Here is a 14,657-nt window from a genome sequence, read left to right as displayed (position 1 = left end):
AAGTAAGCTTAGAGGCCGCCGGCGGGTATTATAAGTTCGTCCTTTGAGTACCGAATACATCCTTTCGAGGGTACGTTCCTCACGACGGAGTGGATGATTCCAACGTCTCCGAAGCAAGCGGAGCAATGTTACTTTCATCGATGCGATCGGAGACCGTGTTTCGGATGACTGGTCGTCACGATTTCTTCCGACTGTGCCCAAGTGCCGGCACACGCCAGCGGACAAGGCCAAGACCAACGAGAGCCAGCGCCGTGAAGCCCGCGCCTGCCAGGAAGGTCATCTGCGGTCCAAAAGCGTCCCAGAGCATGCCTGCAAGCAGGCTCGCGGCCAGCAGCGCGAGCCCGCCTGACAGGTTGAACATCCCGAAGGCGGTACCTCTCAGCTCCGGTGGCGCGGTATCGGCGACGAGCGTTGCCAGAAGCCCTTGCGTAAGCCCCAAATGCAGGCCCCAGAGGGCCACGCCGAGCGCTACACCGGCAAGGCTTTCAGGAAGTGCCAGCGCAAGGTCCGCAGCAATCAGGATCAAGAAGCCGAGAATCAGCACGGTCAGGCGATTGACGCGGTCTGAGAGCGCGCCGGCCGGATAGGCGGCAAGCGAGTAGACCACATTCATGACCACGAGCACCAGGGGAGCGAGAACGATCGACAAACCCATGTCCTGCGCGCGCAGTATGAGAAAGGCCTCGCTGAATCTTGCCAAGGTGAACACGGTAGCGACGCAAACGACGAGCCAGAAGGGCAAGCCCAGGCGCCGCAACTCGGGCAGACTCAACGGCGCGCGCACCTTGCGCAGGTCTGCAGGTCGAGCCGGCTCACGCACGGCAATGAGAAGCACCGCAACCGCCAGAACGCCAGGAACAACAGCGGCCCAGAACACGGTCACAAACTGATTGGCACTGAGCCACATCAGGCCGATCGCCAGAAGCGGCCCGACGAACGCGCCAACCGTGTCAAGCGACTGGCGAAGCCCGAAACTGGCGCCGCGCGCGTGAGCCGGGGCGATGTCTGCAATCAGCGCATCGCGGGGCGCACCGCGGATACCCTTGCCGATGCGGTCGACAAAACGTGCCGCCACCAGCCATTCGACCGAGGCGGCCAGCGGGAAGACCGGCTTGCTGAGCGCGGCGAGACCGTAGCCGATGACAGCCAGAAGCTTGCGTTTTCCCAGCCAATCGGACAGCGCTCCGGAGAAGACCTTGGTGATGGCGGCCGCCGCTTCGGCGACGCCTTCGATGATGCCAACCATCACCATCGATGCCCCCATGACGGTCACCAGGTAAATCGGCAGCAAAGCGTGGATCATCTCCGACGAGACATCCATCAGCAGCGAGACGAAGCCAAGCGCCCAGATTCCGCTGGGGATAGAGCGAAGGGAGGCGGGGGTGTCTTGCGACGTCTCGAACTGTTTCATATTCCCGCCCTTAGCGGTTCGATACTGCCGCGATCGCGCCTTTCAAGACTTAACGTGACGTCATTCAGACCAACGTCAGGGCACGCTGTCGGGCGAACTGAGAAACCGACCCCTCGGTTATGAGAGGAGGCATCGACGACTTGGGATTTCGCCTTTCCCCCGCATTGTCGAGAACGATGCACGGAAAGGCGATGCTTCAGCCATGAAGAGATGGCAGCGATGCTGCGGCTGCATGCGCTTGGCTGGGGAGCGAAGCGGCTGGCAAAGGAGTTGGATGCGCGCGCAATACGATGCGTCGGCTCACGACCCGTTGCTGCCGATGACTGGAGCATCGGTGTGAGGCAGCGTCCGTCCATTGCGAACCTTCGCGATCAGTCTAGCCAAAGCTCCTGCTTGCGCTCTTCAAATCCGAGCACGCGCTTGCTGTCGGTCCACCGTGCAACCTCGCCCTCCATTCCATCCGGGTCCTTGAAGGTCACCAGACGGACAGCGCCGAAATCTGTGATAGTCCCATCCGAAGCGCCGGCCTTCACCAGACGTCGTCTGACTTCCTGCAAGCGCTCTTCATCATCTACCTTAAGCGCGAGATGATCTATGTGACCTCTCTTCCCCATCTGCGTCGACCCATCTTCATACCCCGTTGGTTCCGGCATTTGGAACGGATGAAGGGCAAAGCCACCTCCCACGTCGATAAGCGAGTGGCGAAGAGTGCGGCCACCGGGACCGGGCTCGGACAGATCGAACTTCGTATCCGCGTCGAAGATTTCTTCATAGAAGCGAATGAAACGGTCCATATCGTGTGTGAACAACGTGAGATGGTGCGCACCGACGGTTACAGGCATATCGAGCCTCCCTTGCCGATAAGATAATATGAAAAGCATACCTTTTCGTATTGATCCAGGCGACCTGGACCCACGATTGCGATGCTCAGTCGCTGAAAGGCACCAGCGTCTTTAGCAGAGAGTGCTCGCTCGGTCCTTGCCCCAAACATTGCTTGCCAGTTGGTGCGCCTAAAGCACGGTCACGACCAGGGCTGTGCAGACTTCCTTGCCATCGAGACGGTAGCTGTGGGGAACGCTTGAGTCGAAATACATGGCGTCACCGGCGTTGAGCGACGTCTCCTCCCCGACCACATCGACCGCCAAGCGACCGCACAGAACGTAGATGAACTCCACGCTACCGTGCTGGTGCGGCTCCGATGTCGGCGCATCGAGCGGAAACTCGGCGTAAAAGGACTCCATTTTGCGGTTGGCTACCGGGTAATCCAGGCTTTCGAACAAGAATGTGGGTGGGGTCGCGTCCGGCGGCACGGGAAGCTTGAGCCGCTGTTCCTTCCGGACCACCGCGATGAGCGGCTTTTGCGTTTCGGCGGTGAAGAAATGGTCGAGGCCGACGCCGAAAACCATCGCGATCCGAAGCAGGGTCGGGAGCGTGGGAAACATCTGGCCGCGCTCGATCTTCGACAGCAGAGCAGAAGAAAGGCCGGTGTGGGCGGCGAGCTGCACCAGTCCCAGTTTCTTCCTAAGCCGCAGCGCCTTCACGCGGGGGCCGATTCCATAGCGCGCGAGCTCGTTGGTGAGCGTGTCGGAAAGCACGTCGCAAACTCCTTTTCGTCCGGTGAAACATTTCTAGCTGAATTATCGCCACGAGAAAATGAATTCTTTTATCACGAAAATTTCATTGGAAAGAAAATGAGTTTTCTCCAAATGACAATCCGTGCCGTTTGCATCGGCACATCGGTCCATCAACACGAGAGCAATGCCATGAAACTGAAAATCACGATTCTGGGCGCGGCGTTCGCCCTCGCAACGAGCGTCAGCGTGCTGGCCTCGGAAAGAGATATTGTGGATACCGCCGTTAAGGCAGGCCAGTTCAAGACCCTCGCAGCCGCGCTTGAGGCCGCAGGTCTCGTGTCCACCCTCAAGGGCGCTGGCCCGTTCACGGTCTTCGCTCCCACCGACGAAGCCTTTGCCAAGTTGCCCGCCGGTACCGTGGAAAACCTGCTGAAGCCGGAGAACAAGCAGCAACTCACTGATCTCCTGACCTATCACGTGGTCCCGGGGAAGGTGACCGCCGCAGACGTGGCAGGTTTGGATGAAGCCAAATCCGTGAACGGCAAGATGATCGACGTCGAAGTCGACGGCCGGTCCGTCAAGGTCAACGACGCCGTCATCACCGCAACCGATGTCGCGGCGTCGAACGGCGTCATTCACATCATCGATAAGGTGATCCTGCCTCCGCAAGGCTGATAATCCAGCTCCAACCCAGGAAAAAGACCATGAAGTTCATCAACATCCTGACCCTCATTTTCGTCATCGTGGGCGGGCTGAACTGGGGGCTTGTCGGCCTGTTCAGCTTCGATCTTGTGGCTGCGATCTTTGGAGCGGGCTCAGCGCTCGTCAGGATCGTCTATATCTTGGTAGGGCTTTCGGCGGCCTGGCAGGTCGTCCCGCTGTTTGCCTCGATGGGCTCCGGCGAACTGGCCGCAGAGCGAACCCGCTAGTCCTATGGAGGGGGCGGCTTCATAGGCAAGCGGTCCCCTCCATCTCTGCCATATGGATAAATCCTTGCTCATGTTGATCGCATTTGGGGCCGCGAGCTTCGGCGCGGCGGCAACCGGCACGATATTTCGGCCGGGCAATTGGTACAAACAACTCGACAAGCCGCTATGGCGGCCGCCGGATTGGCTGTTTGCGCCTGTCTGGACGGTGCTCTATGTGTCGATTGCCCTGTCGGGCTGGCTCGTCTGGCGCGAGGCAGGCATCGCCGGGGCGGCGCTGCCGCTCGGCATCTATGCATTGCAGCTTCTGCTCAACGCCGCCTGGACGCCGATCTTCTTTGGGCTTCAGCGACCGGGCCTGGCGCTGGTGGAGATCGTGTTGCTCTGGGGCTCGATTGTCGCCACAATTGTCCTGTTCTACCCGGTGAGCGCGGCCGCGGCCTGGTTACTGATCCCCTACTTGGCCTGGCTGAGCTTCGCGTCAGCTCTCAACTTCTCCATCTGGCGACGCATCCGCGCGAATACCGCCGCGAAGGGCGCTCTATGAAGCCGCGGTGGGTCGATGTGAAGGACCGGATCCAGCAGGGCTACCGGTATGCTCTGGTCGCGCCCGCCGGGGGTGACTTCCATCCCGATTTCCGGCCAGACCTGACGCCGGCGGAGATGCTGGCACTCGGGGTTTTCGGCGGTAAGTACATGACCGATTGCCGTGACGAATTCCCCCAAACCTGGTTCGCCAAGGCGCGCCTCTCGCCGCGGCGCAAAGATCCATCGCTCAACTGGTTCGGTGTGGATGCCAGCCAGCCGCTCAGCGTCTGGAGGGCCAAGGGTTGGATACATCCCGACGATCCGCGCGGCTGGTTCCAATGGTACTGCCGCTATTACCAAGGCCGTCGCGTGCCCGGCGAGGACGAGCGACAGATCGGCCGCTGGAAGGCAATACGCCGCCATGTCGGCCAGCTTCGCCGCGCCTGCGAGCCTGGTGATGGACGGTGCCGCCCGCGCCAGCGTCAAGCCTTGTTGCACTGGGCGTATGACAGTCGAGCGCTTTGAAAGGGAGTGTCGGCAAGTATGAGGCCTATACAGTCAACGCGAGTCCTTGGCTCTTAGGACATAACACCGCAAATGGCTCGCTATTGCTCGGTGTGTACACAGCCAAACCCTGTTCCTTAGTTGCCGCGGGAAGCGATAGGGCCGCGGCAAGATTACAGTCCTTCCCACTTTTACGTCCGCTACGGAATCCGATCATCGTCGTCGACGAACTGGTACGCAGCACGACAAATGATCCCGTGTCGGGTGATCCGAAAGAGATGCCCGGCCTATCAATGTCAAAAGAGCGGCCGTCAGACCAACGGCAGCCTTTCAGGTGTGGCGCGGAGACGCAGCCCAAAAAACCCGAGCAGCGCACGCAGCGACCGCCCTTACCGGACCAGGCGAGAGCTTTCGGTACGGCGTCTGACCGTCTGCAATGTCGATACTTGTGTTCCGGACCGGCCGGTTTTTGTCGGACCAGGTGCCGACCAGAAAGATCAGAACACGAATTCGACGGACGTCAGCGGCCAGGAGCCGCGGGTCCATTCGATCGGTACGCCGTTGCGGTCCTCATTGACGGCATTGATGCGGAATACGGGCGTTCCGGGCGTCAACCGCAGGATTTCCGCTTCGTCGGGCGATGCAAAGCCGCCACTGATGCGCGTCTCCGCCCGCCGGTAGTTCTCGATACCATGCGCTCGGAAAACATCGGTCACCGACTGACACGCGCCGTAACTCTGCTCGAAATCAGGAAAGAGATGGGCCGGAAAGACCTTGGTGTTGACGTAAACCGGCTGCTTATCGGACGTTCTGATCCGGCACAGCCGGATAATGGTGGTAGCAGGTGCGAGGCGCAACCGCTCCGCCACGACCGGTTCGGCCGGTTCCCGAAGGATCAGCAGCGTCTGGGTGCCGATTTCCTGGCCGTGGGCTTCGAAATTATCGAGAAAGCGCTGTCCGTCGCGAACCGTGAATGTCGAGGGCAGGTTTCGCACGAAGATGCCGACGCCCTTGCGGGCGGTGAGGTGACCCTCGTGCTGTAACTGCTGCAGCGCCCGGCGAAGTGTGATGCGGGTGACCGCGAGTTTCTCCGCCAGATGAGTTTCTCCGGGAAGTTGGCTGCCTGGCGCAAGGCTGCCGCTCTCGATCAGATTGAAGATGTGATCGTAGATCTGCTGCCAGATTGGCGTATCGCTGCGTGGGCGAAAGACCAGGCCGTCAAAGGCCACAAGGCGATTGCCGCTGCGCTCGTGTGTTGGAATTTTCGTATTCTGGTTCATGAAGCCTTGCTCACCGGCGATCGTTGTGCCGACCGTCGGTCTACGCGGGAGAGTCCAGAGGAATAGACGATTTGTCCATGAACCATGGTGGCCACCACACGCGGATGCGCCGGATCGCTGGCATCGACGAGGATCAGATCCGCCCGGGTGCCGGCAACAAGCAATCCGCGGTCCTCGAGGCCGGCTACCCGGGCCGGATTTGCCGAAACCAGATTCCAGATCGAGGGGAAGTCGCTGGCGCCTGGCGAAGACAGCCTGAAGGCAGCATGCAGGGGTGACGGATAGTGGTAATCGCTGGTCAGCACCGTGCAGAGCCCGGCTCTGATGGCCTCTGTGGCATTTAGCGCACCATTGTGACTGCCGCCGCGCACGACATTGGGCGCGCCGAGGATCACATCCTCACCCATTTGTCGCGCGGCCCTCGCCGTCTCGAGCGTCAGCGGAAATTCCGAGGCCTTTGCGCCGAGACCGCGAAAATACATACGTTCCTCGGGAGACGCTTCGTCATGGGCAAGAAGCACATTGCCATTGGCCCGTGCGGTCGCTGCCAACTTCTCCATCGCGATCGCCACCTTGGCCCGGCGGGACCAGATCTGGTCGAGCAACGTCATGTATTCCTCCCGGCTCAAGCCGGACCGTTCCGCCATCTGGCCGATCTTGCGGGCGATCGTGCCGTTCAACACCGAGCCTGTCGTATGATCGTTGAAGGCGATGATCGGTCGCGGCGAAAGTGAGAGCCATTGTATGACCTGCGCCATCTGATCAAGTGCGAAGGTTTCCCACCGCAGATGCAAACGCGTATCGCAGCCAAGAGTATCGCGGAGATCGCAGAGTGCGCCGATCAGGTGTTCGGCAGCGTCGAGCGAGCGAAGTCCAGGCTCCCATGACACCGTGACGCCGTGGAAGGCCGTGGTTACGCCATTGGCGACAAGCTGGCGGTCCGTATCTTTCAGCGCCAGTGCGGTGTCGAAGCGGACGCCCGGCCGCGGCATGATTTGACGCTCGAAGCCGTCGCCGTGGATGTCGACGATACCCGGAAGCACGAGCAGACCATCGGCATCGATTGTGGACGCATGGGACGCTTGCACCTCCGACAGTATTCCGCCCGTAACGCTCAGGTCCGTCTTTGCAAGCCCCCGGTCGGTAAGGACGCGACCACCCTGGATATGCCAGTTCACTGTATCCCTCAAAAAGCTACGGCTGCCGGTGGCGCCGACGAAATGTCACGAGCACGTCATCTGCTGCGTATAGGGGTAAGCGGGTAACAGTTTCCTGTCTATACAGCAAAGGAAAAAAGATGATCCGCACCATCGCAACCGCACTCGCCATAACGCTCGCTTCCGCCCTTCCAGCTTTTGCGGAACCGGTGAAATTCGCGGTAACCGACATGGAGGGACTGGAGGCTCTGCAGCAGGAATTCGGCGCTTTCCAGACCGCTCTTGAAGAGGCGACCGGCCTGGACATCGAACTGTTTCCGGTCAGTTCGCGGACCACTGCCGTCGAGGCCATGAAATCCGGGCAGGTCGATCTTGTCCTGACCGGTCCTGCTGAATACGTCATCATGAAGGAATTGGACGAGCCGAAGATTGTTGTTGCCTGGCAGCGCCCCGATTATTTCGCTCAGATCGCCGTACTGGCGAATGGGCCGATCCGCTCGATTGAGGACTTGAAGGGCAAGAAGGTCGCATTCGGCTCGATCGGCTCCACCTCTCAGCACCTCGGCCCGGCGCAGGCGCTGGCCGATTTCAACCTGAAATACGCCACCGATTACGAACCGGTGATCATATCGCGCAACATCGCGGCCGAGGCTCTCATCCGCGGCGACATCGCCGCTATCGGCTTGAATTTCGGCTATCTGAACTCGGTCCGTGAAGCGTTCCCCGACGTCGCCTTCTCGGTAGTCGCACGTGGCCGCGATCTGCCAAACGACATCCTTGTCGCTCGCAAGGACATTTCAGACGACGTGCTCGTCAAGGTCCGCGATGCCTTTGCGAAAAACGGCAACGAACTGATGAAAGCGATCCTGACCGGCGAAGACAACCAGAAATTCAAGGGCGGCTTCTTCCTGACCGATGTCAAGGATTCGGACTACGATTATGTCCGCTCGATGTATCGCACGATCGGGATAGAGACCCTTACCGACTTCGTAAACTGAGGCCTGCGTCCTTTTGCTTCATCGCAAAGGCCGGCGGCTAACCGCCGGCCTGCTTCGCAATCCCGGTCTGGGCCGGTCAGGGCCAAGAGGTCTACCATGACAGCAATCATTCGCGCGCACGACCTTGCAAAGAGCTATGCGAACGGAAAGGCCATTTTCTCCGATATCGGCCTCAACATAGCATCGCGCGAACGGGTTGCCTTGATTGGCTCGAACGGCGCTGGAAAATCCACGCTGCTCAAATGCATTATCGGCCTTCTGCCGTCGAGCGGCGGCGAGGTCGTCACCCTCGGCGAAAGTTTTCGCTCGTCGCCATCCGCCGCCCAGCTGCGGCGCATACGCAAGCAGATCGGATTTGTCTTCCAGCACCACGGATTGGTTAGCCGCCAATCCGTTCTCACAAACGTCTTGCAGGGGAAGCTCGGACTGCCCGGCGGCTGGCGCGGCTGGCATCATTCCATCGCTAGGCAACGCTGGCGCGAGGAGGCGATGCAGGCACTCGCCGATGTGCGGCTTCTCGGCAAGGCAGGCGCCCGCGCCGACGCGCTTTCAGGAGGGCAGGCGCAGCGGGTGGCGATCGCCCGGGCGCTGATACGGCGTCCGAAGCTTTTGATAGCGGACGAACCGGCGGCAAGTCTCGATCCGGCGGCTGGACACGATGTGATGCGCGTTTTTTCCGAGCTCACCCAGGAACATGCAATTACCTTGGTCTACACCACGCACGACATGGAACATGCTCTCGACTATTCCGATCGCATGATAGCGCTCAAGGCGGGCAGGATCTTCTTCGACCGGCCAACGGCGCAGGTGACCCGCGCTGATCTGAAAGACGTCTTCGATGCATGACCGCCTTTCGCCGAGCCGGGTTCCGTCGGTCTCGCCGCTCACTTTCAGCTTCGCCGTCGCTCTGGCGGCTCTCGTGATCGTTTCCGCCGGGCAGGTTGCGCCTTCGCCTGAGCAATTGGCAGGCGGAGTGCCCCGCATGGCCAATCTCGTCGGCCGCATGATACCTCCAAACATCGAGCCGGATTTCCTCCTGCGCGTGTTCTGGCGCATGATCGAAACCTTTCAGATCGCGCTCGTGGGAACGGCAATCGGTGTCGTCCTGAGCCTGCCTTTTGCCTGGCTCTCGGCCAAGGAGATAACCCCGATCGGCCCGTTCCGGCATGTTTCCAGGATGCTGGTTTCGTTGTTCAGAACCGTTCCAGACCTGGTCTGGGCGCTTGTTTTCGTGTCCGCCGTTGGTCTCGGGGCTGTTGCCGGAACGATGACCATCATCGTCGATACGATCGGCTTTTGCGGGCGGTTCTTCGCCGAGGCGATGGAGGATGCCGACAAAAGACCTCAGGAAGCGCTGTTTGCAATCGGCGCCGGGCGGTTTTCGGTCCTGTGCGGGGCCGTCCTGCCTGACGCCATGCCGTCGCTGATAAACACCACGCTCTTTGCGCTTGAAAAAGCAGTGCGCTCGTCCGTTGTTCTCGGCCTTGTCGGAGCGGGCGGCATCGGCCAGGAACTGAAAGTCGCGTTCGACCTGTTCCAGTACAAGAATGCCTCGACCATTATTCTCGTGATCTTCGTCATCGTGGTGTTGATGGAGTTCGTGACGGATCGCTTGCGCTCGAAGGTCCAGTAGTCGCAGGCCAGCCATGAGGTGCGGGCGCGTTGATGCTGATCAAGGTGCGCGATACCGGCGCTACCGATCCCCCTCAATTTACGCCACAGCCCACTACCAAGATTGCCGTTGGCACGGCCCCTGCCGTTTAACCCCTCGGTGCCGATATTCTCAACAATTGGGTGAGCCCGATGCCAGAAAATGGAAGGCGCGGGGGAGAGGGAGTAGCAGCAGCGGATGTGGCGGACGGAAAGTCGTTGCGGCTGCATCGGGTGGAGTCGCGGGTTTCTGGGTCACAAGTTTCAAAACAACTCTGCCTTCAGTCGGGCGGCGAGCAGATCCGCGAACCGCCGGGTTCGTTGCAGAGGCACTCGTGTGGGTTGCCAAAGCAATTGGATAGGCATTCTTTCAGCCTCGAATTCCGCAAGGACGATCTCCACCGTTTTCCGCTCGATGAGATCGGCGATTTGCCAAAAAGGGAGCCGCGCAAGTCCGATTCCCTCGCTTGCCGCGGTGCGTGTGACCGCAGCGCTGTTGGTGCACAGGCAACCTCTCACCCTAACGGACCGAAAATCGCCCTCGATACAAAAAGGCCATTCATCGAAGATGCCCTGGTCGGCCCGGACAATGCAGTTGTGCTCGGCGAGGTCCTGTGGGCGCTTCGGCCGGCCGTGCCTGGCGAAATAGGATTCGGCTCCGAAGGTGACGACGCGCATTGAATTCACGCGGCGCGCGATCAGGTTCTCGTTGGCGGACTCGCCGATCCGGACCGTAAGGTCGAGGCCTTCGTCGAACAGATCCACCTGTTCGTCGGAGGCTTTCAGCTCGACCTCGACCCGGGGATACAGGCGCAGGAAATCGCATACCGCCGGTCCGACATATGATGACGCGAACAGCACGGGCGCGCCGACACGCAGCAAGCCTGATATCTCATCCCTGGCGCCCGCGGCCTCGTTTCGCGCCTGCAGGATCTCTGCGAACGCCGGCTGGATGCGCTCGTAAAACGCTCGGCCGGCCGCGGTCGGCTCCGACTTTCGCGTCGACCGCTTGACCAGTTCGACGCCAACGGCGCTCTCGAGCGCCAACAGTGACCGGTTCACGGACTGCAGCGACCGGCGCAGGTGGCGTGAGGCGGCCGCCTGGCTGCCCTTTTCTACGACGGCCAGAAACGCCTGGAGATCATCTAGTCGCTCCATCACGCTTTTCCGCTTTGCGGCATGCTGTATCACCAAAGCCAACTATGGCGGATATGGTTCCGCGCGCCAACTTCCTTTCTGCAATCGCCGGTGATGCAGCAAGAGCAAGGGAATGCAGATGGAACCACGTCCTGGGCCCCCGACCAGAGCGTTAATGGATCCGGCCACCGGGGTCAGGCGCATCCCGCTTCGGCCCCACGAAATGCGCAAGGCCGTTACAAGCGTCGAAGACATGTTCGTCCTGGCGCATCTGGGCATTCCGCGGATCAACGCCTCCGACTGGCACCTGGGCATCGACGGTATGGTCGGGCGGGTCGCCTCCTGGTCGCTTGACGATCTCAATGCAAGGCCGAAAAGGACCGTCGAGGCGGTCCATCAATGCTGTGGAAACCCCCAGGAGCCGAAGGTTCCGACCAGGCGTGTCTCGAACGTCGTCTGGGGCGGCGTCGCCCTCGATGAACTGCTGCGCGACGTGGACGTCGATCCGTCAGCAAGATACCTGTGGTCCTACGGCTGCGATCACGGCCACATCGCGGGTGCACATGTCGATGCTTACGTGAAAGATCTGCCGCTCGATCGCGTGGCCCAAGGCGACGTGCTCGTCGCCTATGAGCTCAACGGCGCGCCGCTTCCGGCCGAACATGGCTTCCCGGCCAGGCTTGTCGTTCCCGGCTATTACGGCACAAACAGCGTCAAATGGCTTTCGCGCCTGCATCTTGCAGCCGATCGGCCGACCAGTGTCTTCACCACGAGGCTCTACAACGATGTCGTGGAAACGGCCGACGGCCGGTTGTTCCATCGCCCGGTGTGGGAGATTGCTCCGGAGTCGGTTCTCGTTTCCCCGGCTCCGGGAGCGATCCTGGCCCGCGGCCAGCCAACGCAGGTGTGGGGGTGGGGCTGGTCCTTTCGGCCCGCTGCACTGGTGGAGGTCAGTCTCGACGGGGGCGCTAGCTACCGTGCGGCCAGCCTCGAACCTCGCTGCGGTTGGGCATGGCAGCGTTTCTCCCTCTTGTGGCGGCCGAATGTTCCGGGGAAAATCGCGTTGCGGGTGCGGGCGGCGGACGAGGATGGGAACGTCCAGCCGGACAACGGCGCGCGCAACGCCCTACATACGGTCCACGTCACAGTCGAGTGAGGGAGATTTAATGCCGGTCACCTTGAAGCAGGGCGTTCGCCTGGCAAGGCATGAGGAACTGGATAAAATCAGCACGCTGGTCTCCGATGCCTTCGCATCGTTCCGGCACGCTCTGCCCCGGCACATCTTTGAACCTTACGTAAACGATGCCTGCGATCTTGCGGGGCGATGGGAGGATGCGAGCCTGGCGGTGCTCGAACATCAAGGACGGCTCGTCGGGACGGTCAGCTACTACGCGGAGGCTTCCCACGAAGACATGGGCTGGCCTCCCGGGCTGGCAGGCCTCAGGACCCTCGCGGTTGCTCCCTCGGCGCAGGGCCGCGGCTATGGCCGCGCGCTTTGCGAATGGTGCGTGATGCGCGCCCGCCAGCAGGGCGCAGGTGCCCTTGCGCTCCACACTGCCTCGTTCATGACGCCGGCATGCACGCTGTATGAGAACCTCGGCTTCCAGAGGCGCCCCTCCTATGACCTGTTCGCATCTGATATTATCGGCTTTGACCCGGCCCTCGGCGATCAAACGGTCATCGCTTACCTATTGCCGCTACAGCATGTCGACAGCCCTGATCGATAAAGGTCCGACCACTGTTGGAACGGTATGGAGCATCTCGCTTTCCGAGATGCTGTCTCGCAGCTTCCGTCCGTTGTTCCGATGCCCATGGATCCTAACTCGAGCTGTGAGACGCCAACCTCAACCGATCGGCGATTGCCAACGAGCCCGACGGGAGTTGGCCAGGTCTAACGTTGTCGAGCAATAAGGAGCCTGAAATGGGTGCACCTTCTCCTGAACTCTGCAATCTTTGGCTGGCGCGAGCTTTCAATGCCCAGGACGTCGAAGCCGCTGCTGCGATGTATCATCCAGATGTGTCGATCGTTCAGGTCGATCAAGTCCATGGTGGTACCAGGACAGCGCGTGGGCGCGACGGCATCCGCGAGACGATGGCCGCCTATATCGGCATGAAGCCTCACATGGACGTTGTCACGCATCACACCACGGTGTCAGGAGGCTTCGCCATGACCCGTTCGCAGTGGCTCATCAGGGGTGAGGACGACCAGCGCAGGCCGATCGAAGTGCATCATCACGGGATGGAGGTGCATCGGAAGCTGCCTGACACCACTTGGGCCTACTTCATTGACCATCCCTTCGGCGCCGATCCTTCCTGGGCGGTCGAAGCTCCGCCTGCGACCAAATAAGGAAGCCCGGTGGGAAGGAGAGGGCGTTGTTCGCCGCGTACCCCCGGAGAAGTTACCGTACCGCGAGGAGGCGCTTTGGCGACCATCTTCACACCGCAGCACATTTGCTTGCGTACATTATAGTGCCAGATAGTGCCAGGCCGGGATTGGTTTCGATTTCGGACTTGAAAGTCATCGACATGTGCCATATTTTTTGCACAAGAAATATAGCTATCTATATGGCGGAGCGCATCCTATGGGTCAGGCACTAAAGATACCCGGGCTGAATGAACCTCTCATCTTGTCCTATATGGACCGGGTCGGGAAAATTGCCATCGAACAGGTTGCGGACGGTTTTGGCATGTCCAAGGGCCAGCTGGCCCAGACCGCGGGCCTTGCTCGCGAGACCCTCTATCGGTCGGAGCGCAGCAGGACGGCAAAGACACAGGGACGTCTACGTGAAATGCTCGAGATCATCAGCCGCGTAATGGACTGGGCGGGCGGCAAGGAACAGGCGATGGCCTGGTATCGGGCTCAGCCGCTTCCAGCATTTGGCGGACGCACCGCTGAAGCGCTGGTGAAGGAGGGCAAGGCCGCTGCGGTCCGCGATTATCTCGATCATATGGCCGTTGGTGGCTTTGCTTGAGGTTTGTCAGAACCTGCTACAGGGCGCACGATCCACGTTGGTCTTTCAAGCCCACTTCCGGTGACGGGGCGGCAATCAGAGGCGCCCGGTTCAATCCCAAAGGTGTGCCGGCACTTTATCTGGCGTTGACCGTCATGACAGCGGTCAAGGAAGCCAACCAGGGTTTCGCACATCGGATCGACCCTTGCGTGCTGTGCTCCTACGAAGTCGATTGCGACGACGTTGCGGACCTGACGATAGAGCAAGGAAGGGGAGAATTCTCCGTCACGCTCGAGGACATGGCCTGCGCCTGGGCGACGGCTCTCAGCGATGGAAATCGCCCAGCGTCATGGTCCATCCATGACCGACTGCGGCCTCAAGGCATTGCTGGTATTCTGGTTCCGAGTTTTGCCCCGGGTGCCGAGACGGAGGATCGCAACCTGGTGCTTTGGGACTGGGGTCCGGATCTTCCGCACAGGGTAACTGTATTCGACCCGAGCGGCCGGCTGCCAAAGGACCAACTGTCATGGCGATAAAGCAT

General features: G+C 60.6%; 18 protein-coding genes. 12 read left to right on the top strand and 6 right to left on the bottom strand.

The genetic code is table 11. The features are described 5' to 3' along the window. Positions 1-175: 175 nt before the first annotated feature. From IQ26_RS04945 to IQ26_RS04935, 3 genes are all read right to left on the bottom strand, one after another. Positions 176-1,411 carry an MFS transporter gene (locus IQ26_RS04945; protein WP_145714463.1) on the bottom strand — a complete coding sequence of 412 codons (1,236 nt, stop codon included), beginning with the start codon at positions 1,409-1,411 and terminating at the stop codon, positions 176-178. A 371-nt stretch (positions 1,412-1,782) separates the two neighbouring features. Beyond that, positions 1,783-2,253: a VOC family protein gene (locus IQ26_RS04940; protein WP_145714461.1), complete on the bottom strand. Its 471-nt coding sequence runs from the start codon at positions 2,251-2,253 to the stop codon at positions 1,783-1,785. Positions 2,254-2,421: 168 nt separating this feature from the next. Continuing rightward, complete coding sequence (locus IQ26_RS04935; RefSeq protein ID WP_145714459.1) at positions 2,422-3,006, bottom strand: helix-turn-helix domain-containing protein; 585 nt, start codon at positions 3,004-3,006, stop codon at positions 2,422-2,424. Between the two features lie 168 nt (positions 3,007-3,174). Here IQ26_RS04935 and IQ26_RS04930 point away from each other — a divergent pair, with 168 nt between their 5' ends. From IQ26_RS04930 to IQ26_RS04915, 4 genes are all read left to right on the top strand, one after another. Further along, positions 3,175-3,660, top strand: a complete 486-nt coding sequence (locus IQ26_RS04930; protein ID WP_145714457.1) for a fasciclin domain-containing protein — start codon at positions 3,175-3,177, stop codon at positions 3,658-3,660. 29 nt (positions 3,661-3,689) lie between these two features. Next, positions 3,690-3,914: a DUF378 domain-containing protein gene (locus IQ26_RS04925; RefSeq protein ID WP_145714454.1), complete on the top strand. Its 225-nt coding sequence runs from the start codon at positions 3,690-3,692 to the stop codon at positions 3,912-3,914. Between the two features lie 70 nt (positions 3,915-3,984). After that, positions 3,985-4,458 carry a TspO/MBR family protein gene (locus IQ26_RS04920; protein WP_407660216.1) on the top strand — a complete coding sequence of 158 codons (474 nt, stop codon included), beginning with the start codon at positions 3,985-3,987 and terminating at the stop codon, positions 4,456-4,458. Next, positions 4,455-4,964 carry a hypothetical protein gene (locus tag IQ26_RS04915; protein ID WP_145714450.1) on the top strand — a complete coding sequence of 170 codons (510 nt, stop codon included), beginning with the start codon at positions 4,455-4,457 and terminating at the stop codon, positions 4,962-4,964. Before IQ26_RS04920 ends, IQ26_RS04915 begins: the two co-directional genes overlap by 4 nt. A 476-nt stretch (positions 4,965-5,440) precedes the next feature. Here IQ26_RS04915 and phnF read toward each other — a convergent pair whose 3' ends face one another. Together phnF and IQ26_RS04905 are read right to left on the bottom strand one after the other, a co-directional pair. Continuing rightward, entirely contained in the window at positions 5,441-6,223 is a 783-nt protein-coding gene (gene phnF / locus IQ26_RS04910; RefSeq protein WP_145714448.1) for a phosphonate metabolism transcriptional regulator PhnF, read from the bottom strand. Next, the gene (locus IQ26_RS04905) at positions 6,220-7,401 is read right to left on the bottom strand and encodes an alpha-D-ribose 1-methylphosphonate 5-triphosphate diphosphatase (protein ID WP_162457865.1); all 1,182 of its coding nucleotides are present in this window, start codon (positions 7,399-7,401) and stop codon (positions 6,220-6,222) included. The genes phnF and IQ26_RS04905 overlap by 4 nt, the downstream gene beginning before the upstream one ends. Positions 7,402-7,520: 119 nt before the next feature. Here IQ26_RS04905 and IQ26_RS04900 point away from each other — a divergent pair, with 119 nt between their 5' ends. From IQ26_RS04900 to phnE, 3 genes are all read left to right on the top strand, one after another. Next, on the top strand, positions 7,521-8,378 hold the full coding sequence (locus tag IQ26_RS04900; RefSeq protein WP_145714445.1) for a PhnD/SsuA/transferrin family substrate-binding protein: 858 nt from the start codon (positions 7,521-7,523) through the stop codon (positions 8,376-8,378). Between the two features lie 96 nt (positions 8,379-8,474). Then, on the top strand, positions 8,475-9,224 hold the full coding sequence (locus tag IQ26_RS04895; protein WP_145714442.1) for a phosphonate ABC transporter ATP-binding protein: 750 nt from the start codon (positions 8,475-8,477) through the stop codon (positions 9,222-9,224). Continuing rightward, on the top strand, positions 9,217-10,011 hold the full coding sequence (gene phnE, locus IQ26_RS04890) for a phosphonate ABC transporter, permease protein PhnE (RefSeq protein WP_145714440.1): 795 nt from the start codon (positions 9,217-9,219) through the stop codon (positions 10,009-10,011). The genes IQ26_RS04895 and phnE overlap by 8 nt, the downstream gene beginning before the upstream one ends. A 281-nt stretch (positions 10,012-10,292) precedes the next feature. Here phnE and IQ26_RS04885 read toward each other — a convergent pair whose 3' ends face one another. Further along, complete coding sequence (locus IQ26_RS04885; RefSeq protein ID WP_145714438.1) at positions 10,293-11,186, bottom strand: LysR family transcriptional regulator; 894 nt, start codon at positions 11,184-11,186, stop codon at positions 10,293-10,295. Positions 11,187-11,388: 202 nt separating this feature from the next. On the opposite strand from IQ26_RS04885, the gene IQ26_RS04880 reads away from it, so the two are divergent. From IQ26_RS04880 to IQ26_RS04860, 5 genes are all read left to right on the top strand, one after another. After that, positions 11,389-12,321, top strand: coding sequence for a molybdopterin-dependent oxidoreductase (locus IQ26_RS04880; protein ID WP_162457864.1), 933 nt, complete (start codon positions 11,389-11,391; stop codon positions 12,319-12,321). A gap of 10 nt (positions 12,322-12,331) precedes the next feature. Beyond that, positions 12,332-12,892 carry a GNAT family N-acetyltransferase gene (locus IQ26_RS04875; protein ID WP_162457863.1) on the top strand — a complete coding sequence of 187 codons (561 nt, stop codon included), beginning with the start codon at positions 12,332-12,334 and terminating at the stop codon, positions 12,890-12,892. A gap of 194 nt (positions 12,893-13,086) precedes the next feature. Next, on the top strand, positions 13,087-13,512 hold the full coding sequence (locus IQ26_RS04870) for a YybH family protein (protein WP_145714432.1): 426 nt from the start codon (positions 13,087-13,089) through the stop codon (positions 13,510-13,512). A gap of 235 nt (positions 13,513-13,747) precedes the next feature. Beyond that, the gene (locus IQ26_RS04865; RefSeq protein ID WP_145714430.1) at positions 13,748-14,137 is read left to right on the top strand and encodes an MbcA/ParS/Xre antitoxin family protein; all 390 of its coding nucleotides are present in this window, start codon (positions 13,748-13,750) and stop codon (positions 14,135-14,137) included. Next, positions 14,134-14,652, top strand: coding sequence for an RES family NAD+ phosphorylase (locus IQ26_RS04860; protein ID WP_145714428.1), 519 nt, complete (start codon positions 14,134-14,136; stop codon positions 14,650-14,652). Before IQ26_RS04865 ends, IQ26_RS04860 begins: the two co-directional genes overlap by 4 nt. Positions 14,653-14,657 lie beyond the last annotated feature (5 nt).

The organism is Mesorhizobium tianshanense (genome assembly GCF_007830515.1).
GTDB lineage: Bacteria > Pseudomonadota > Alphaproteobacteria > Rhizobiales > Rhizobiaceae > Mesorhizobium > Mesorhizobium tianshanense.
Note: the sequence above shows the minus strand (reverse complement) of the source record. Positions and strands in the feature narration are given on the sequence as shown.